The 18,822-nt window shown below is 64.3% G+C and carries 18 protein-coding genes; 12 read left to right on the plus strand and 6 right to left on the minus strand.

What is annotated here, in order from left to right; all coding sequences use genetic code 11:
- The first annotated feature begins 183 nt into the window (after positions 1-183).
- The 7 genes from EI28_RS00660 to EI28_RS00690 all read left to right on the plus strand — a co-directional run bounded on the left by EI28_RS00660 (position 184) and on the right by EI28_RS00690 (position 8,172).
- Positions 184-1,317 (plus strand): NAD(P)-dependent oxidoreductase, encoded by a 1,134-nt coding sequence (locus EI28_RS00660; protein ID WP_048111844.1) that lies wholly within the window; start codon positions 184-186, stop codon positions 1,315-1,317.
- Positions 1,318-1,370: 53 nt separating this feature from the next.
- Positions 1,371-2,117 carry a hypothetical protein gene (locus EI28_RS00665; RefSeq protein WP_052379628.1) on the plus strand — a complete coding sequence of 249 codons (747 nt, stop codon included), beginning with the start codon at positions 1,371-1,373 and terminating at the stop codon, positions 2,115-2,117.
- 216 nt (positions 2,118-2,333) lie between these two features.
- Entirely contained in the window at positions 2,334-3,992 is a 1,659-nt protein-coding gene (locus EI28_RS00670) for a 2-oxoacid:acceptor oxidoreductase subunit alpha (protein WP_048111846.1), read from the plus strand.
- On the plus strand, positions 3,989-4,873 hold the full coding sequence (locus tag EI28_RS00675; RefSeq protein WP_048111847.1) for a thiamine pyrophosphate-dependent enzyme: 885 nt from the start codon (positions 3,989-3,991) through the stop codon (positions 4,871-4,873). Before EI28_RS00670 ends, EI28_RS00675 begins: the two co-directional genes overlap by 4 nt.
- Positions 4,874-4,917: 44 nt before the next feature.
- The gene (locus EI28_RS00680) at positions 4,918-5,730 is read left to right on the plus strand and encodes a glucose 1-dehydrogenase (protein ID WP_048111848.1); all 813 of its coding nucleotides are present in this window, start codon (positions 4,918-4,920) and stop codon (positions 5,728-5,730) included.
- 151 nt (positions 5,731-5,881) lie between these two features.
- Positions 5,882-7,393, plus strand: a complete 1,512-nt coding sequence (locus EI28_RS00685; RefSeq protein WP_048111868.1) for an MFS transporter — start codon at positions 5,882-5,884, stop codon at positions 7,391-7,393.
- A 50-nt stretch (positions 7,394-7,443) separates the two neighbouring features.
- Positions 7,444-8,172, plus strand: coding sequence for a SagB/ThcOx family dehydrogenase (locus tag EI28_RS00690; protein ID WP_052379629.1), 729 nt, complete (start codon positions 7,444-7,446; stop codon positions 8,170-8,172).
- A 200-nt stretch (positions 8,173-8,372) separates the two neighbouring features.
- Here the strand turns inward: EI28_RS00690 and EI28_RS13285 are convergent, their stop codons facing one another.
- Positions 8,373-10,301: an agmatine deiminase family protein gene (locus EI28_RS13285; RefSeq protein ID WP_082223034.1), complete on the minus strand. Its 1,929-nt coding sequence runs from the start codon at positions 10,299-10,301 to the stop codon at positions 8,373-8,375.
- Between the two features lie 92 nt (positions 10,302-10,393).
- On the opposite strand from EI28_RS13285, the gene EI28_RS00700 reads away from it, so the two are divergent.
- Complete coding sequence (locus EI28_RS00700) at positions 10,394-10,951, plus strand: manganese efflux pump MntP family protein (protein WP_048111849.1); 558 nt, start codon at positions 10,394-10,396, stop codon at positions 10,949-10,951.
- Positions 10,952-10,954: 3 nt separating this feature from the next.
- Here EI28_RS00700 and EI28_RS00705 read toward each other — a convergent pair whose 3' ends face one another.
- Positions 10,955-11,875, minus strand: coding sequence for a DUF362 domain-containing protein (locus tag EI28_RS00705; RefSeq protein WP_048111850.1), 921 nt, complete (start codon positions 11,873-11,875; stop codon positions 10,955-10,957).
- Between the two features lie 351 nt (positions 11,876-12,226).
- Here EI28_RS00705 and EI28_RS00710 point away from each other — a divergent pair, with 351 nt between their 5' ends.
- Positions 12,227-12,682 carry a hypothetical protein gene (locus EI28_RS00710; protein WP_011844876.1) on the plus strand — a complete coding sequence of 152 codons (456 nt, stop codon included), beginning with the start codon at positions 12,227-12,229 and terminating at the stop codon, positions 12,680-12,682.
- On the opposite strand, the gene proS is transcribed toward EI28_RS00710, so the two are convergent.
- From proS to EI28_RS00725, 3 genes are read right to left on the minus strand one after another with little or no spacing between them, the layout of a single operon-like run.
- Positions 12,683-14,116 carry a proline--tRNA ligase gene (gene proS, locus EI28_RS00715; protein ID WP_048111852.1) on the minus strand — a complete coding sequence of 478 codons (1,434 nt, stop codon included), beginning with the start codon at positions 14,114-14,116 and terminating at the stop codon, positions 12,683-12,685.
- A gap of 35 nt (positions 14,117-14,151) precedes the next feature.
- Positions 14,152-14,718, minus strand: a complete 567-nt coding sequence (locus tag EI28_RS00720; protein WP_048111853.1) for a stage II sporulation protein M — start codon at positions 14,716-14,718, stop codon at positions 14,152-14,154.
- Positions 14,711-15,556 (minus strand): DUF63 family protein, encoded by an 846-nt coding sequence (locus EI28_RS00725; RefSeq protein WP_048111855.1) that lies wholly within the window; start codon positions 15,554-15,556, stop codon positions 14,711-14,713. Before EI28_RS00725 ends, EI28_RS00720 begins: the two co-directional genes overlap by 8 nt.
- Positions 15,557-15,567: 11 nt before the next feature.
- Between EI28_RS00725 and EI28_RS00730 the strand changes: the two genes are divergently transcribed.
- Positions 15,568-16,650, plus strand: coding sequence for an NAD(P)-dependent glycerol-1-phosphate dehydrogenase (locus EI28_RS00730; protein ID WP_048111856.1), 1,083 nt, complete (start codon positions 15,568-15,570; stop codon positions 16,648-16,650).
- A gap of 6 nt (positions 16,651-16,656) precedes the next feature.
- Positions 16,657-17,109 carry a UPF0179 family protein gene (locus tag EI28_RS00735; protein ID WP_048111858.1) on the plus strand — a complete coding sequence of 151 codons (453 nt, stop codon included), beginning with the start codon at positions 16,657-16,659 and terminating at the stop codon, positions 17,107-17,109.
- Between the two features lie 561 nt (positions 17,110-17,670).
- Here EI28_RS00735 and EI28_RS00740 read toward each other — a convergent pair.
- Positions 17,671-18,543: an ADP-ribosylglycohydrolase family protein gene (locus EI28_RS00740; protein ID WP_048111859.1), complete on the minus strand. Its 873-nt coding sequence runs from the start codon at positions 18,541-18,543 to the stop codon at positions 17,671-17,673.
- A 97-nt stretch (positions 18,544-18,640) separates the two neighbouring features.
- Between EI28_RS00740 and EI28_RS00745 the strand changes: the two genes are divergently transcribed.
- The coding region (locus EI28_RS00745; protein ID WP_048111861.1) for a UPF0058 family protein at positions 18,641-18,822 on the plus strand (182 nt) is incomplete at its 3' end.

Genomic DNA, 18,822 nt, shown 5'->3' on the forward strand with positions numbered 1-18,822 from the left:
GACAGAGCGTATCGATTGACGAACAACCTTCCCCGCTGGCCGCACACCATGTCCCTGACGTTGGACCGGGGGAGGAAAACAACCTCGGGGGATACAGATACCCCCAATAAACAATTTTTATTAATATTTTGCATCCACGATAATATTTAATGCGAAGAGTGCATCAAGGGTGCCTGATACACCATGCATACGGATACCAGTCCGACCATTCTCATCACCGGGGGGGCGGGGTTCATCGGGTCGCACCTCGCAACGGAACTTTTGCAGCACGGCTACCAGGTTCGTATTCTCGATAACCTGATGCCACGGGTGCACGGCCCGGAGCGGCGCCGGCCCGACCACCTCGACCAGCGGGCGAAGGTCATCGTCGGGGATATCCGGGACACGCACCAGTTCGAGGAGGCACTCGACGGGGTCGACGCCGTCATCCACCTGGCGGCGGTCGTCGGGGAGCGGTCGAGCATGTACCGGCTCGAGAAGTACATGAGCGTCAACACCGCCGGAACCGCCGTTCTCCTCGAGGCGCTGCTCGATCAGCCGGTCGAACGGCTCATCGTCGCCTCGAGCAGCGCCGTCTACGGGGAAGGCCTGTACTGCTCGTACAACGGAACCGTCTACCCGAAGGTCCGGCGCTCCCCGGGAGAGACGGCAAGGGGCGGCTGGGAGCCCCGGAGCCCGGACGGAGAGGTGATCTACCCCCTCCCGACCCCGGAGACAAAGGAGGCATCGCCGCTCTCGGTCTACGCCATCTCCAAGCACGACCAGGAAGAGATGTGCAGGCTGATCGGGGAGACCTACGGGATTCCGACGACCATTCTCCGGCTATTTCCCGTCTACGGCCCTCACCAGGGGCATGCAAACCCGTATTCCGGCATGCTGGTCGAGTACGCGTCCCGCCTGCTCCAGGATCTCCCTGTGCACCTCTTCGAAGACGGTTACCAGCAGCGCGACTTCGTGAGCGTCTACGACGCGGTGCGCGCCTTCCGCCTTGCCCTCGAGTCGCCCGGTGCCGCGGACGGGACGTTCAACATCGCAAGCGGCCGCCCCTGTACGTTTAGGACCGTCGCCGGCCTTCTTGCAACGATGACCGGGCGGCAAAACCTTTCCCCGGAGATCATGGGGATCAGCCGGATCGGCGATATCCGCCACTGCTTTGCAGATATCGGCCGTGCACGGGAGGTTCTCGGCTACGAGCCCGAAGTCACCATCGAGGCGGGCCTGCTCGACCTGGTCGCCTGGGTCGAGGCCGAGATCGCGAGAAGGCAAAAGGTCCCCGCACCCATCGAGGCGCTCGGGTCGTCACGCCTGCGGGTCTGAGGGGGACCCGGTGCCCAACCTTTATTTCTCCGCTAGAAGTACGTGATCGTATCATGCGCATCAGTCTCAGGACCTGGGAAGTTAGACTCGGGATTGTCCTCGTTGCTTCATCGGTCGCCATCTACGGCGTAAAATACCTCCTGCTCGGCGACGCCGAGAACACCTACCAGTACATCTTCAACGCTCTCGGGTTCCTCCCGATAAACGTCCTCCTGGTCACCCTCATCTTAAACCAGCTCCTGAGCGTCCGGGCAAAGCGCGACCGGCTGGACAAACTGAACATGGTTATCGGCACGTTCTTCTCGGAGGTCGGCACCGAACTCCTCACCATCCTCTCGGACCGCGACCCGAACCTCCCGGAGATCCAACACGATCTCGTCATAACGAACGCCTGGACACCTGAGAGGTTCTCCGAGGTGCGCAGCCGCCTCCGGCACCACACCTGCCGGGTCACCGTCGGTGCCGCCGACCTGCAGGAACTCTGCCGGTACCTTACAGAGCAGCGGGGATTCCTCCTTCGCCTGCTCGAAAACCCCGTCCTCCTGGAGCACGAATCGTTCACCAATCTCCTCCGGGCGGTCTTCCACCTGACCGAAGAACTCGAACGGCGGGGGGACTTTACCGGGCTCCCGGCAAGCGACGTCGAACACCTTGCGGGGGACGTCGAACGGGTGTACGGCCGGCTCATCGGGGAATGGCTCGCCTACATGGAGTACCTTCAGAGGAACTACCCGTACCTCTTCTCGCTTGCGATGCGGAGCAACCCCTTCGACGAGACGGCGTCGCCGGTGGTACAGTAAGAGAACGGGGGCAGGGAGGAGGGCGAACGTGAGCACCACGCCCGCAAGTCGAAAACGCTTCGCGTTTTCTCCTGCTCCATGCTGCTCATGCAATAACCCCGCCCGATAATTCCCGCAAGTCGAAAACGCTTCGCGTTTTCTCCTGCTCCGGCCCTTCGGCCCGTCGCATGCCACAACCTATATACCGCCACGCAATCTACGCCACGCCCGATCACCATGGCCGAATACTCCGTATTGATCGGCGGGAAGGCCGGCGAAGGCATCAACACGGCGGGCCTCTCCATCGCCGGCCTCTTCTCCCGCCTCGGCTACCGCACCTACATGTACTTCGACTACCCCTCACTCATCCGCGGCGGGCACAACTTCGCGATCGTCAGGGCCGCGGACAGAACGATCGGGGCGCACCGCACCCGGGTCGACGTCCTCCTCGCCTTCGACCAGAACAGCATCGACAACCACCGCCAGAGGCTCCACGACGGCACCACGGTCGTCTATGACGCCTCGCAGGTGGTGAGGGGCGAAGGCTACGGCCTCCCGCTCGACGATATCGTAAAAGAGGAGAATGCACCCCCGATCACCAAAAACTCCGCGATGATCGGGGCGCTTGCCCGGGTGGCGGGCATCGGGCGGGAGGTGCTCGAGGACGTCCTCCGCGCAACCGTCCCGGAAAAGCACCTGGAGGCGAACCTCCGGGTCGCCGGCCGGGGCTACGACGCCGTGGAGAGGGTCTTCACCGTCGAGCCCCTCGATGCCCCGGCGCTCCCGGTCCTGACCGGAAACGAAGTCGCAGGGCTCGGGCTCGTCCACGGCGGGCTGGACTCCTACGTCGCCTACCCGATGACACCCTCATCGAGCCTCCTCCACTTCCTCGCCAACCGCGCCGAAGACCTCGCGATCAGGGTCATCCACCCCGAAAACGAGATCGGCGTCATCCTGATGGCGCTCGGGCTCGCCTACGCGGGCGAAAAGACGGCGATCGGCACCTCGGGCGGCGGGTTCTGCCTGATGACCGAAGGCCTCTCGCTTGCCGGAATGTCGGAGATCCCCGTGACGATCGTGATGGGGCAGCGGCCCGGTCCGAGCACCGGCATACCGACCTACACCGCCCAGACCGACCTCCACTTCGTCCTGAACGCAGGCCAGGGGGAGTTCCCCCGGCTCGTCGTCGCCCCGGGCGACCTCGAGGAGACCTACGCCTGGTCGTCGGCAGCCCTGATGCTCTCCTGGCGATACCAGGTTCCCGCGATCGTCCTGACCGACAAGACGCTCGCCGAAGGGGCGTATTCCTTCGATACCGGGGCGATCATTCCGCCCCCGGATCACGAACCGGTGCTCTGGGACGGCGCAGGGGAGTACCGCCGCTACGTCCAAACAGAGGACGGAGTATCGCCGCTCGCCTTCCCGGGGAGGGAGGGGGCAATCGTCAAGGCAAGCAGCTACGCCCACGACGAGGCCGGGTTCACGACGGAAGATCCGACCGAAGCAAGGGAACTGCAGGAGAAGTTGCTCAGGAAAGGCGAGAGCCTCAAGGAGGAACTTGCCACCTACCCGGCGGTGATGACCTACGGCGCACGGGACGCCGGGATGACGATCGCCTGCTGGGGGTCGCAGAAGTGGGCCTGCATCGAGGCCGCCGAAGAGTTCGGGGCGCGGGTCGTCCAGCCGCTCGTGCTTTCGCCGTTCCCCGCCCGCCAGTGGAAGGAGGCGATGATCGGGGCAGGGAAGGTCGCCTGCGTCGAGAACAACGCCACCGGGCAACTTGCCCGCCTCCTCCGGCAGCACGGCTTCGATCCGGGCCGCCCGGTCCTGAAGTACGACGGGCGGCCGTTCGCGGTCGACGAACTGGAAGCCCGCCTTGCGGAGGTCTTCGCATGACCCCGGATCAGCCTCCCGGCCGGCCGGCGGGCGGGCTCATCAGCCCGGCAGAGAACACCTGGTGCCCCGGCTGCGGCAACTTCTCGATAGAGCACATGATGAAGTCGGCCGTCGCCGAACTCTCGGAGGAGGAGGGGATACCCCTCGAGAACTTCGTCCTCCTCGGCGGGATCGGGTGCCACGGGAAGCTGGCCGATTACTTAAACGTCAACACCCTCTACGCCATCCACGGCCGTTCGGTCCCGGCGGCTACCGGGATACGCCTCGCAAATCCGGATCTAAAGGTGATCTGCCACGTCGGGGACGGGGACATCTACGCCGAGGGGCTGGATCATCTCATCTTCGCGGCCAAACGGAACAGCGACATCACCGTCATCGTCCACGACAACCGGGTCTACGGGCTGACGACGGGGCAGTACACCCCGACGTCGCCCGAAGGGTTTCGCGGCCGCTCCACCCCCGGCGGCATCACGGAGCACCCCATCAACCCGCTCGAAGTCATGCTCGCCGCCGGGGCCACCCACATCGCGCGGGGCTACACGAAGAAGGTCCGGCACTTAAAAGACCTCTTCAAGGAGGCGATCATGCACCGGGGGTTCTCGTTCGTCGACGTCCTCCAGATCTGCGCGACCTACTTCAACCTGACCGACTACTACAACGAGCACGCCTACGAGATGGAGGAGGGCGAGGCCGACACGGCTGAGTTCGCGAGCGCTCTAGGAAAGATCCGGGAATGGGACTACGACCGGGAGGCGCCGATCCCGCTCGGAACGTTCTACTCGGTAAAAAAGCCGATCTACGAGGAGAAGTTCCGGGCGCTCACGGCCGATAGATCGGAGAGGCGGGCGCTTGTCCGGAAGGTCATCGAGGAGTGGCGGTGAGACCCGCCCGAGACCTTCATAAACCACCCGGAAGGTGAGGCGATATGAAACGGCTGGAAGGAAAGAACGTCCTCGTCACCGGCGGCTCGACCGGGATCGGCCGGGCAACGGCGATCCGGTTCGCGGACGAGGGTGCAAACGTCGCCATAAACTACCATTCAAGCGAGAGGGAAGCGGAGATCACGCTTGAGGAGGCCCAAAAGACCTGCAGCATCATCCGCGAGAAAGGGTGCCGGGAGATGCTGGTCCAGGGGAACGTCGCGAGCGAAGAGGACGTGAAGCGCATATTCCGCGAAGTTCTCAAGGCATGGGGGAGACTCGATGTCCTGGTCAACAACGCGGGCATCCAGACCACGAGCCCGACCCACGAGATGGCTATGGACGCCTACGACCGGGTTCTCGCGGTGAACCTCCGGGGCGCGTTCCTCTGCTCCCGCGAGGCGGTGCGGCACTTCCTCGACCGTGGAGGCGGGGGCGTCATCCTCAACAACACCTCGGTTCACGAGACCATCCCGAAACCGCAGTACGCCCCCTACGCCGCGAGCAAGGCGGGACTCGGGGCTCTTTCGAGGACGCTCGCACTCGAGTACGCCGGGCAGAGCATCCGGGTCAACACGGTCGCCCCCGGAGCAATCAATACCCCGATCAACAGGGAGTGGACGGACGACCCCGAGAAGAGGGCGCTTGTGGAGGGGCACATCCCGATGGGGCGCGCCGGAGAGCCCGGGGAGATCGCCGCGGCCTTTGCCTTCCTCGCCTCCGACGAGGCCGCCTACATCACCGGGCAGACCATCTACGTCGACGGCGGGCTGACGCTCTATCCCGACTTCAGGATGCCGTGGTCGTCGGGGAGTTGAGGGACGGCAGGAGCCCACAACGGGCATATCGGCCGAACCGTCGCCGGAAAGCCATGCAGTTCATTCAAACAGATTAATATAATTCTATTTTTATATAATTAGGCTCGGAAAATCGCCCGCCGCCGGGCGATCCATCGGGGTGAACGGTGTCGTGAACATAAGAAGGGGACGCAGGCGACGCACGGTCTTCGAGACAAAAGAGAGCCTGGCGGCCGAAGAGGTCGACCACGGCTTAAAACTCGTCATCAGGGACGGGCTTGCCACCCAGGCGATGGTGACGCTGACCGGCGGCATCTTTCTCGTGGCCTTCGCCCTGCAGCTCGGGGCGTCCAACACCGTCATCGGCCTGCTCGCCGCAATCCCGCCGCTCGCAGAACTCCTGCAGATACCGTCTATCTACATCGTCGACCGCGTGCAGAAAAGGAGGCTCGTGGTCGTTGCGGCATCGTTCGCCGCGCGCCTCTGCTGGATACCCATCATCCTGATACCGTTCCTCCTCTCACCGGGACAGGGGATAATCGCGCTCATCGCCTCAATTGCCCTCTACGCATCGTTCTCGGCGATATCTCACTGCGGCTGGAACTCCTGGATGCGCGACCTGGTGCCGCAGGACCGGCTCGGGGACTTCTTCTCCCGGCGGCTGACCCTTTCCACGGGGATCGCGCTCGTCATCAGCCTCGCCGCCGGGTTCTTCATCGACTCGTGGGAGATCGCCGTCCCGGACCTTGCAGCCTACGGCTACTCGATCCTCTTCCTTCTCGGGCTCATCGCCGGGCTCGTCGGGATCACGTTCCTCGCCCGCACCCCCGAGCCCCGGATGACCGTTGAAAATAACGAGGCCGGCCTGCTCGCCGCGATCAAAAAGCCATTCGCAGACCTCAACTTCAAGAACCTCATCGTCTTCCTCGGGTCGTGGAACTTCGCCGTCAACCTCGCATCGCCGTTCTTCACGGTCTATATGCTGCAGAGGATCGGTCTCGATATCTCGATCGTCGTCGCCCTCAGCGTCCTCAGCCAGGTCATGAACATCGTCTTCTACCGGTCGTGGGGCCGTGTCTCCGACCGCTACTCCAACAAGTCGGTGCTTGCGGTGAGCGGGCCGCTCTTTATGCTCGCAATCTTCGCCTGGATGTTCGTCACGCTCCCGAACGTCTACATCCTGACCTACCCGCTGCTCATCATCATCCATATCCTGATGGGCATCTCCCTTGCCGGGGTCTCGCTTGCCTCGGGAAACATCGGCCTGAAGATGGCGCCGCAGGGCCAGGCGACCAGTTACCTTGCAGCGAGCACCTTCGCGAACTCCGTCGCCGCTGGCGTCGCCCCGATCCTCGGCGGGCTTTTCGTGGACTTCTTCGCTGAGCGGGAGCTCATCTGGACGCTTATCTGGAAGGATCCGGTGCAGGAACTCGTCTTCGTCACCCTCGACATCCAGCAGTGGGAGTTCTTCTTCCTCTTCGCCTTCATCCTCGGGCTCTACTCGCTCCACCGGCTGGCGGCGGTGCAGGAGGAGGGCGAGGCGAAGGAGCAGGAGGTCGTCGACGAACTCATCGCGGGGGTCAGGCGGGATATGCGCAACTTCTCCTCCGCCGGCGGCCTTCGGGACTTCGTGAAGTTCCCCTTCTCGTCCGCCGGGAGCCGCCGCGAGAAGAAGAAGCGGTAGGCCGGAAGTGCGCCGATACCATCATGAACCCGGAGAAGAAGTCCGGTATCATGAACCGGAGGTACTCTTGCTTTGTCCTCGCCGTCGCCGCAGCGCTCGCGGCGGTGCTCGCCGCCGGCTGCGCCGGCATTCCCCCGCCCCCGGACGGCAACAGCACGCCAAAACCGCCAGAAGACGCGATTGCTCTCCCGGAGCCGCGCACCGAGGGCGACGTCTCCGTCGAGGAGGCGCTATGGGGGCGGCGGTCGGTCAGGGTCTACGCCGAGGTGCCGCTCGAACTCGCCGACGCCGGGCAGATCCTCTGGGCGGCGCAGGGGGTCACGGACGACCGGGGCTACCGGACCGCTCCCTCCGCCGGGGGCCTCTATCCGCTGGAGATCTACCTCGTCGCGGGCGGCGTCATGGGCCTTGAGCCGGGGGTCTACCATTACCGGCCGGGAGAACACCTGCTCGTCCGGGTCGGCGCAGGCGACCGGCGGACCGCGCTGCAGGCGGCGGCCGTCAACCAGACCCCCGTCGGCGACGCCCCGGCGACGATCGTCATCACGGCTGTACCGGAGCGGACGACCGCAAAATACGGCGAACGCGGGACGCGCTACGTGTACATGGAGGCCGGGCACGCCGCGGAGAACGTCTACCTCCAGGCGGAGGCGCTCGATCTCGGAACCGTCGTTATCGGGGCGTTCGACGAGGATGAGGTCCGGGAAGTTCTCGCGCTCCCGGAGAACACGACACCGCTCTACCTCATGCCGGTAGGACGGCCTGTTCCGGGTGCCTGAAGAACAATCGCACGCGAAGAGCGATGGCGGGCCCCCTACAGGGTAGCCCGATGGATGTTCTCGAAGCCATCCTGACCCGAAGGAGCGTGCGGGAGTACACCGTCGCGGCGTTTACCCTCATCACCGCCGGCTATCCGGCCGTCTCCGTCATCGCAATCCTGCTCGTCCTCGCCGGCTGGACCTGGAGCACCATGATCTACCTATTCCTCGCGCGATGCGCGTTCTGCCCCCGGGCAGATGACAGACGGCTGCTGCTGGCTGATGCAGTGTATCGTGCCGAAACCCGCGACCATCGCCGTGCAGTCGATCCCGACGACCTCCCGGTCGGGGAAGGCCTGCTGGATCCTTGCCATGGCGATCACGTCGTTCGGGTGCCCAAAGACCGGCACCACCACGACGGTGTTTCCTATGTAGAAGTTCGCGTAACTTGCCGGCAGCCTCTCCGCGCCGCCGACCCTCCCCGGCATCGGGAGGGGGATGACCGTTAAAGGGTTGCCGTCCTGGTCGGTCGAGGAGAGGAGGAACTCGTAGTTCTCCTGCAGGGCGGCGTAGTTCTCGTCGTCCTCGTTTTCCTCGAGCGCGCAGAGAACAGTCCGCTCGTCCACGAACCGGGCGATATCGTCGACGTGGCCGTCGGTGTCGTCGCCGGCGATCCCCTGCTTCAGCCAGATGACGTGCCCGGCGCCGAGGTACGCCTCCAGGTAGGCCTCGACCTCCTCCCGGGAGAGGTGCGGGTTCCGGTTGGGGTTCAGGAGACAGGCCTCCGTCGTGATCACCGTGCCGCACCCGTTCACCTCGATCGACCCGCCCTCGAGGACGAACCCGGGGGTGAAGAGGGGGAGTTCCATCTCGCGGTTCATGGCGAGCGGGATCCGGGTATCATTCATGAGTTCCGTGTACTTCTCCCCCCAGGCGTTGAACGTCCAGTTCACCATCGCGAGGTTCCCGGCCTTTCTGTTGACCAGGAACGTCGGCCCGTAGTCCCGGAACCAGACGTCGGCGTAATCGGCGAGATGGAACCTGATTCCAGACATATCGACGCCTTCCTCCTCGAGCATCGCCTTCACCCGGATATGCATCTTCTCGTCGGTGACGAGCAGGTCGACGATCTCAGATCCCCGGAGCGCCGCGATGATCTCGACATAAACCCCCTCAACCGCCGCAAGATCGGGAAACGTCTCGCGATCGTGGGGCCAGGAGAGCCAGACCGCGTCGTGCGGCTCCCACTCCGCCGGCATCCGGTAGCCGGAGATTGCCGGGGTCATGCCCGGCGGGAGCCTCCGGGCGAGCAGACCGTAGGTCTCCGGCCGCCGGTTCCGGAAGAATCCCCACCCCTCCCGGACGGCCTCGTTTCCCGCGAGGTCGACCTCGACGATGAGGATTTCCTCACCGGTCTCGCTCGCCCGGGCGAGGACGTTCCCGAACGCATCGGCGACGAAGGAACTCCCGAAGAACCGGAGATCCCCCTCGTCACCCACACGGTTGACGGCGGCGACGTGGACGCTGTTTGCGATCGCGTGGCCGCGCTGCACCGTCTCCCACGCCTCGCGCCAGTCGCCCTCGGGCGGCTCTTCTCCCGCAATCCTGCCAATGGCGGTCGGGTAGAAGATGATCTCCGCGCCCATGAGCGCAACCGCCCTCGCGGCCTCCGGGAACCACTGGTCGTAGCAGATGAGCACGGCAATCCGGCCGTACCGGGTATCGTAGACCCGGTAATGGTCCCCGGGCAGAAAATAGGTCTTCTCGTAGAAGAGCGGGTCGTAGGGGACGTGCACCTTCCGGTAGGCGGGGAGGAGCCGTCCGTCGGCGTCGATCACCACGGCGGTGTTGTAGTGCTCGCCTGAGGCGGCACGCTCATAGACCGGCACGACGATCACGACACCGTGCTCCCGGGCAAGCGCCGCGAAGGCTTCGGTCGACGGCCCCGGGATCGTCTCGGCGTAGCGGGAAGCGTCCGCATCCTCGTACTGCGGAAAGTAGGGGACGCGGTAGAGTTCCTGCAGGCAGAGGATCCGGGCACCTTTCGCGATCGCCGCTCTCGCCGCCTCAAGGGTGCGCTCCAGGTTGCGGTCGGGATCCTCGCTCACCGCCGTCTGGATGAGGCCGATCGTTTGCGTGCTCATCTTCATCATCTCTCCGTATCGGTAGGACGCTTCAGCGTTTTATAACAACCGCCGGGCCATAGCGTTATCCGGCACCGCGTCGGAACTTTACGGAAGCAATGGATCTCGTGACGACTCTTCTCCTCGCCGTCGGCCTCGCGATGGATGCGTTTGCGGTCTCGATCAGCGGAGGCGCCACCCTGCGGGAGAAGCGGCTCCGGTGGGCCGTCATTGCCGGAGCGCTCTTCGGCGGGTTCCAGGCGGGGATGCCGGTGCTCGGGTGGCTCGGGGGGATGGGGCTTGCCTCGTTCGTCGGGACATACGGCCCCTGGATTGCCTTCCTGCTGCTCGTCCTGATCGGCGGGAAGATGATCGTCGAGGCGGTGCGGGGTGACGGCGAGAGCGTCCGGTTCGAGAACGGGACCGCCACTCTCCTTCTGCTCGCCGTCGCAACGAGCATCGACGCCCTCGCCGTCGGCGTCTCGTTTGCCGTGCTGGATAGCCCGATCGTTTTGCCCGCAATCACGATCGGCATCGTGACCTTCGCCTTCTCCGCCGCCGGCGTGCTCCTCGGGGGTGCGTTCGGCCGGATCATGGGGCGGAAGGCCGGGATCGTCGGCGGCATAATCCTTGTGGGGATCGGTCTACGGATCCTGCTCGACCATCTCTTCAACTGAACCTCAGGCGGTCTCGTCCAGGATCCGCCGCATATCGATGACGAGTTCTTTGCTTTCGGAGTCGAGCGCGACGAGCCGGAGGTCCCCGGCCGACCTGACGCCGATTTCGAGTTCCACAGCCCTGGCAATGGTATCCATTGCAAATATCCGGCCCCGCATCACCTCCGGCGTCGAGCCGTAGTGCCGGAGAAGCGCGATACCGGCGGCGTCCAGGGCGACCCGGTCGGTGCTCGCGAGGATGACGTTCGGGGCGATACGGGTGCCCCGCTCGGGCCCCCCGATCGAGAACCCCTCCGTCGCGTCCATGACGGCAACGTCGCAGGGAACAAACCGGTTGATCTCGGCGACCATCCTCCTCTGGTGCGGCGAGGCGTGCAGCTCCGCCATGTAGTCGTAGCCGTTCCCGGGGTTCCTCGCCGCCACGGCCCCCACCAGGTTCTTCAGGGAGAGGGAGACCTGGCCGCCGAACCGGTGGGTCTTCAGGCAGCAGGTCTGGACAACCGCATCGGCTTCCCGGAAGAGCCGGGCGACCAGGAACCCGCGCTCCCAGTGGAGACCGTCCGGCGGGATCGCCTCCCACCCATCCAGGGGAAGCGAATCGAGCGCCGTCACCTCCGCACCCGCCCGGGCCGCGACATCGGCGGCGCCCCGGTTCTTCAACACCGCGCGGGTCTCCCCCATCCCGCTCCGCTCCCCGAGCACGATCGACCGGGCACCGTCGTCGCGGACCCGCGAAAGGACCGCCTCCAGCATATCGGGGTGGGTCGTCGCGGGGAACGGGTCGTCGCTGTTGAAGTTCGCCTTGACCGCAACAGTCTTGTTGTCGAGGGAGGGGGGGCCAATCTCGCGCCAGAGCGCCTCGACGGCATGGTAGCGATCGGATGCATCGATGACGTAGACTTCGGATGCCGCTGGGGATGCCATGCGCGCAGAGTGGCACGGCAACCTATAAAAATTCTATGCGGGCAGCCCGGATCGTGATAACACGGCTTATTTGCAGATATTCCAGTTTGCACGGGAGGGGGTCGCGGCCGGGATGGGCGCCGGATCCCGCGGGGATGAGCACGGGGGGCCGGCAACGGTGGGTCCCGACGCCGTGGGCGACCGGATCCCTCGGCCCCATTCGACACGTATAAGAGCACCCCAAGCGCAATACGTAGTAAACCTCACGACAATCGTAGAGATCGCGCATCTCGCGTGGAATGCTTCCGGAAGGCACGAAGCCCCCGCGCCCGGTGTCCCTGGAAGAGTTAGAGGTATGAGGCCAGTATAATCATGACTTCCAGAATGCATACCCCCCACACCACCTGTCCCAGCTGCCATGAAGAGGTCTACCTGGACGAACTCGTGGGTGGGCGCTGCCCCCTCTGCGGGTATTCCCTCGACGAAGACGACGGAACGTGCAGCGAATATGAGGAGACCATAGAGCGCTCCGACCTTGGGTGGATGATCTTCCAATTTTACGTCTTCAAACGGTTCTGCAGCGAGGGAGCAAACCCGCTCCAGGTCATGCAGATCCTCTCCCGGTACGAGGAGCTCACCCAGTGCAATCCCGCCGACGCGGAGAAGATGCAATTCACTCTGGAAGTTCCGATGAGCCGCTGGGAACGGCTGCTCCCGAAGAGATGCGAAAAGTGCGGAAGGATATTCTTCCTGGGCGGAAAAGCCGTGATCTCGGGAGACCTCGCGTCCCCCGAACACGTAAAATCGTATACCTGCCCGTCCTGCTGATCAGTAGGTCCGGGCAACCAGGGCGGACGTGCCTTCGCCGCCGCAGGCGACGCACGGCCCGTCCGAGACGGCGATCAGGTCCGAGCGGATGTCGGAGCCGATGATGCTCGCATCCACCGCCGCCTCAATCTTTTCTGCGCACTCCTGTGACCCGCACCAGTGAACGACCGCAACCCCGCTCTTCACCGCCTCGGCGGTCTCCTCGAGCGTCGCGGCGGCGGTTATCCGGGCGACCATCGCCTGCCGCGCCGCCTGCGAGAGATCCTCCCCGAACTCTGCAAGGACGGAGGTGATCCCCTCGACGACGCCCCGGCGGTCGAGCGTGGTCTTTTTGCCCGTGCGGGCGACGGCGACGACCGTGTTCGCGTCGATATCCCGCGGCCCGACCTCGACCCGCAGCGGGACGCCGCGCATCTCCCAGTGGTAGTACTTCGCGCCCGGGCGCATATCCCGGGCATCGAGTTTCACGGCGAACCCGGCATCGCGGAGCTCTGCTTCAAGCGCCGCGGCCGACGCGAGCACCTCGTCGCGCCGTTTCCCGACGATGATCGGCACGATGACGACCTCAAGCGGCGCAACCTCCGGCGGCAGCACGAGCCCCTTGTCGTCGCCGTGGACGCTGACGACGGCCGCAATCGACCGTTCGGAGATGCCGTAGCAGGTCTGGTAGGCATACTGCTGCTCACCGTTCGCGTCCTCGTAGGTGATGGCATAGGTGCGGGAGAAGTGGTCGCCGAGCATGTGCACCGTTCCTATCTGGAGCGTTTTGCCGTCGGGCATGATGGTATCGGCCGCGATGGTGTAGTCGGCGCCCGGGAACTTGTCCCAGTCCGGGCGGCGGGAGAGGATCACCGGGACGCGGAGGGTGTCGTAGAACTCCTTATAGAGGCCGAGCGCGACCTCGACCTGCGCCGCCGCCTCCTCCCGCGTCGCGTGCACGGTGTGCGCCTCCTTAAACGACGTGATCTCCCGGAGGCGGATGAGCGGGCGGGTATGCTTCGTCTCGTAGCGGAACGTATTGACGACCTGATAGAGTTTCAGGGGCAGATCCGTGTGCGACCGGATCCAGAGGGCATACATCGGGTAGATGGCGGTCTCGCTCGTCGGCCGGAGAGCGAGCGGCACGTCGAGCTCGTTCCTGCCGCCGTGAGTGACCCAGTAGACCTCGTCCTCGAAACCCTTGATGTGCTCGGCCTCTTTCATGAACTCGGTCTTCGGGATGAGAAGCGGAAACATCGTCTCAGCGTGGTCGCGGTCCATCAGGTCCCGGAGTATCCCGTATGCACGCTTCCGGATGCCGAACCCGTGGGGATACCAGACGTACAGCCCCTTGACCGGGTAGCGGACGTCCATGATCTCGGCTCGCCAGAGAATCTCGTTGTACCACTCGGAAAAATTCTCTTTCCGGGGAAGTGCTCCTGTATCTTCTTCCATCCGTCTCGTACCTCAAAAACTGTCGATCTGCCTCTCTAAGCTATCATACTTAGGATTGCCGGCGTAATAAATGCCTCTACGACCGCGGCAACCGCGAGGAGCGGGACGACGACCCGGAGAAAGAGCCGGGCGAGAGGCAGGGCTTCTGCAGCGGCATCCCCCGTGCCGTGCCATTCGGTGATGAGTTCCCCCCCGAGGAGGAGACCGAGGCCCCCCGCGATGAGGAAGGCGGGGATCTCGAAGATGCCGTGGGGGACGAGTGCCGCCGCGATGAAGAGCATCCCCTGCTGCTGCCGCACGAGTTCCGTCAACGCACCGATCAACAGCCCGTTGACCGAGAGGATCAGCATCGTGACCACGCCGAGGGAGGCTCCCCCGAGGAAGAGGAGGAGACAGGTGGCCAGGTTGTTCAGGAAGAGTTTTCCCGCAAGGACGGGCGGGGAATCGGAGAGGAGCTGGTCCACCACCTGCTCGTTGAAGAGGGTCGCGGCCTGTGCACCTACGCCCGGGTCGCGGGCCACGACAAAGACGCCGATGCCGATCGAGACGGCGAAGAGGGCGGCCGCGAAGATCGTGGCCCGGAAGAGCGATGTCTCAGACATAGAGCACCATCCGGCCGAGATCGCGTATCCCCGGCGCCATGCCGACGACGATCATGGCGAGCAGGATGAGGTGCCAGAGGCCGGGGTCTCCCTCGCGCCGGTACATCTCGAGGACGTAGACGGCGGGGACGAGCACCGCAACCTTCAGCAGGAACATCGAGAAGGCGGTTCCGGTCGCATCGATCAGGGCCGCACCCACGACGTGCTGCTCGACGTAGCCGACGGGATGGATGTCGATCCCGTAACTCGTGGCGCTCGCGTCCAGCATGTGGCCGAAGATGAGGAGTTTGTAGAGGATGTTCGAGGCGTAATCCCACTTCAGCACGTAAACGAGGAATGCCCAGAGGGCGAGCGACGTAACAGAGGCAAGCGCCAGGATGGCGGCGAGGACGTCGAGCGCGATCGTCGCTTCAGTAAGACCGAACCAGACGAGCGCTATAGCGGCAACAATGCAGGCGCCGACCCCCGCCCCACCGTAGAGGCGGCTGTAGCGGGAGACGAGCCCGGCGTTCTCCGCGAGTTTCCCGGCAAAGAGGGCAATCGCCGCGACCGCAAAGATCACAAAGAAGATCAGGGGCGTGATCAGGAGAAACCGGAAATCGGAGGTGATCATCCCGGTATCCTCGACGACCCGGAGAAGCCCCCCGAGGACGACGAAGGGCAGGGTCGCAAGCACCAGCTCGTCGTCGACGGCAATTCCGTACCGCCGGAGGCCCCGGTAGACGAGATAGACCGCTGCGATGAGGATCAGGGCATAGGTCAGCGTATCGACGAGCGTATACGCTTCGCCGTAACGGATTGGATCTATGTAATATTTGTAGAGGAACTCCCTAATCATTGTTGATCTAAATGAGCGCAGACCGCATAAACCTACTCAGAACCAAGGTCTTCGACAAGTCGAAATGGATGCAGCTCCCCCGTGACGTCGTCATCGGCCACGACGTCATCGAGCAGATCCCGGCTGTCTGCGAAGACCTTGCCCTCGGCGACTCTGTGCTCATCGTATCGGGTGGTCAAACAAGGGATATCGCCGGGACGAGGGTCGAGGCGCTCCTTGCCGGTTCCTACGACGTCGCGACGTTCGCCGCGAACGATGGCAATCCCCTTGAGACGATCAGGAAGGCCGAGGAAGCGGCGGCAGAGGCCGGGTTCGTCATCGGCGTCGGCGGGGGCCGGGTCATCGACACGGCGAAGATCGCCTCCTACAACACCGACCGCCACTTCATCAGCGTCCCCACCGCCGCATCGCACGACGGGATCGCCTCGTCGAGGGCCTCGGTGCCGACCGCCGACGGAAACGTCTCGCTCGCGGCCGAACCCCCCATCGCCGTCGTCGCCGACACCGCCGTCATTGCATCGGCACCCCACCGGCTGCTGGCGTCCGGGTGTGCGGACATCATCGCGAACTACACCGCAATCCTCGACTGGGAACTCTCCCACCGTCTCCGGGGCGAACCGCTCTCGGAGTACGCGCTGACGCTCTCCCGGATGACCGCCGAGATCCTCTTCAAGAACGCCGACCTCATCAAACCCCACTCCGAGGAGAGTGCCTGGCTGGTGACGAAAGCGCTGGTTTCTTCAGGTGTCGCGATGAGTATCGCGGGGTCGTCCCGGCCCGGGAGCGGCGGCGAGCACAAGTTCTCCCACGCGCTGGAGAAACTCGCGCCGGGGAGGGGGCTCCACGGGGAGAAGTGCGGGATCGGGGCGATCATCACGATGTACCTCCACGGCGGGGACTGGGAGGGGATCCGCGACTCGCTCAAGAAGATCGGCGCACCGACGACCCCCGCCGCGATCGGGGTCGACGACGAGACGGCCGTTGCGGCGCTGCTCGCCGCGAGGACTATCCGGCCGGAACGGTTCACCATACTGGATATGGGGTTGACCGAGGAGTCGGCGCGGGATCTGGTGAAGATGCTCTACCGGGAGTGAAGAGGGATGGCGAAAGTGAAGACGAAGGTGACGCTGATCGGCGCCGCGCTCGCAAAGCCGGGGCTTGATTTCGTCTACGAAGGCAACTCGTGCCCGGAGTGCGAAAACTGCAAGGTCCGCAAGACCTGCCACAACCTGCAGCCGGGCAGGAGGTACCGCGTCGCCACCGTCCGCACGAACACCCGGCACGACTGCCCGGTTCACCACGAGGCGGTGATTGCAGTCGATGTCGTGGAGGCTCCCGTTGTCGCCCTGATCGGCGCCGACATGGCGATCGCGAACACGAGGATCTGTTACGAGTTTTCCTGCCCGAGAAACGAGTGCCGGAGTTACCGGCTCTGCCGTCCCGACGGCATCATCGAGGGGGAGAAGTACGTCGTCGGGGAGGTTCTCGGCAACGCTCCCGATGTCTGCGAGCGGGGCCGGGCGCTGAAACTGGTGGAACTGCGGCCGGTGTGACGTAACTTCATTGACTTATTTTACTTCGAGGGTGGTGCATCGAACTGCCGTCCTGTGCGCATAGAGTATGGTATGTGAGACGGACTGTCAATAATCGCACGCGAAGACGCGAAGGGAGGTCACCGACACACGTATCTGCTGGTCTTCGAGCCTTGTTGAAAAACTTCTCAGGAAAGCCGTCGATTGCGTCCCAGACACGGCTTCCGAGGGGATATCGCCATGAGGGGGAGGGGCTGACGGGGAGTGCGACGTTCCGCAGGAACGGAGCTCGACCACCGTCAGGTGGGGAGGGGGGAGTATTCCCCCCTCGAAACTCTTCGAGTTTCTCATGCTCACTCCGTTCGCACTCCCCATTGTCCCCACCCCCCTACGGCGATACTCCCACGGTCCACTGCACCGTGATATTTTCCCATTTTGCTTACACTGTTTGCCACAGAGCGAAGGCCTTTAGCCTTCTCGAGATCCAGACGTGCCGCACCTCGCACCTCCGGTGCCCACGCTCCGATGCGAAGTCGCAAAAAACGGAAGGGGACGTGTATAGAACTATCAGATTCCCGGACCTTACCCCCGGCTCACCCGGACGAGCCGCCGGGCGAGGTCAACGAGTTCCTCCCGGTCCTGGAGCGCGGCGAGCCACGACGGGGGGATTGCCCCGTACCCGTAGCGCGCCCCGGCGAGCCCGCCGACGATCGCGCCGACGGTATCGGCGTCGCCCCCGAGGTTGACCGCCGCGACCACCGCTTCGCGGAAGGACGGGGCATCCATGAAGATCCTGGCGGCGCAATGGGTGCAGAGGACGGCGTCGAGCGACGGCTCCGGCGGATGCGCCCGATAATCCTCGAGGAGCCCGCGGAGTTCGGGATTCTCGCAGGCGGCAAGCGCCCGGCCGAAGGCTACGGGGGCCTCTTCCCCCCGGCACATCCCGCTGACCATCCGGTTGACGAACGCCGAGGCTTCGCCGGCGGCGGGATCGAAGTGCGTGACGCGGGACGCGGCGAGGCTCGCCTCCCGCACCTCCCCGGGCGGGTAGAAGATCCCGACCGGGATGCCGCGCATGACGCTCCCGTTGCTCCGGCTTCCGCCCTGCGTCTCGTGCGCCATCCCTGCGGCGATGGTGGGCGCGACGCCTTTTTCAATCAGGTCGAGGACGGCACGCGATGTCGGCCCGAAGAACTCCGGGTGGGCGCGGTAGACCAGAACCAGGCGCCGGGCGAAGTCCTCCGGGTCGAACCCTCCGCACTCGAGAAGGGTTTGCGCCAGGGCTGACGCCTGCAGGGTGTCGTCGGTGTACTGGCCCGCTGCGACGTCGTGAATCCCGCCGCTCTGCATTTCCGTTACGGCAATTGGAGCCGGCGGAAGGCCTTCCAGGGGCGCGCCCAGAGCATCGCCGATTGCAAGCCCTACGAACGCTCCGACCGCCCGCATCTTGTGCATATAAAAAGATCACCAACAAATTATATTTACCCGCGGACAGTAGTATTCTTCGAGGAAAGGTGATATCGTGCAAAAGGAAGAGCTGCTCCACTTACATATGCTGTTAGTCCACATCAGGAAATACTACGAAAGCACAACGGGGGAGGATGTCCCGACCGACCAGTACAACGCTCTCCACATCTCACCCGTCCATATCCACAAAAATAAGGTCACTCATAAAAAAGCCATCCTGACGCTCGGGAGCGAGATCGTCCACCACATCCGGGCCAACCACAATCC

The sequence above is a fragment of the Methanoculleus sp. MH98A genome, from assembly GCF_000691865.1.
In the GTDB taxonomy this organism is placed as follows: Archaea; Halobacteriota; Methanomicrobia; order Methanomicrobiales; family Methanoculleaceae; genus Methanoculleus.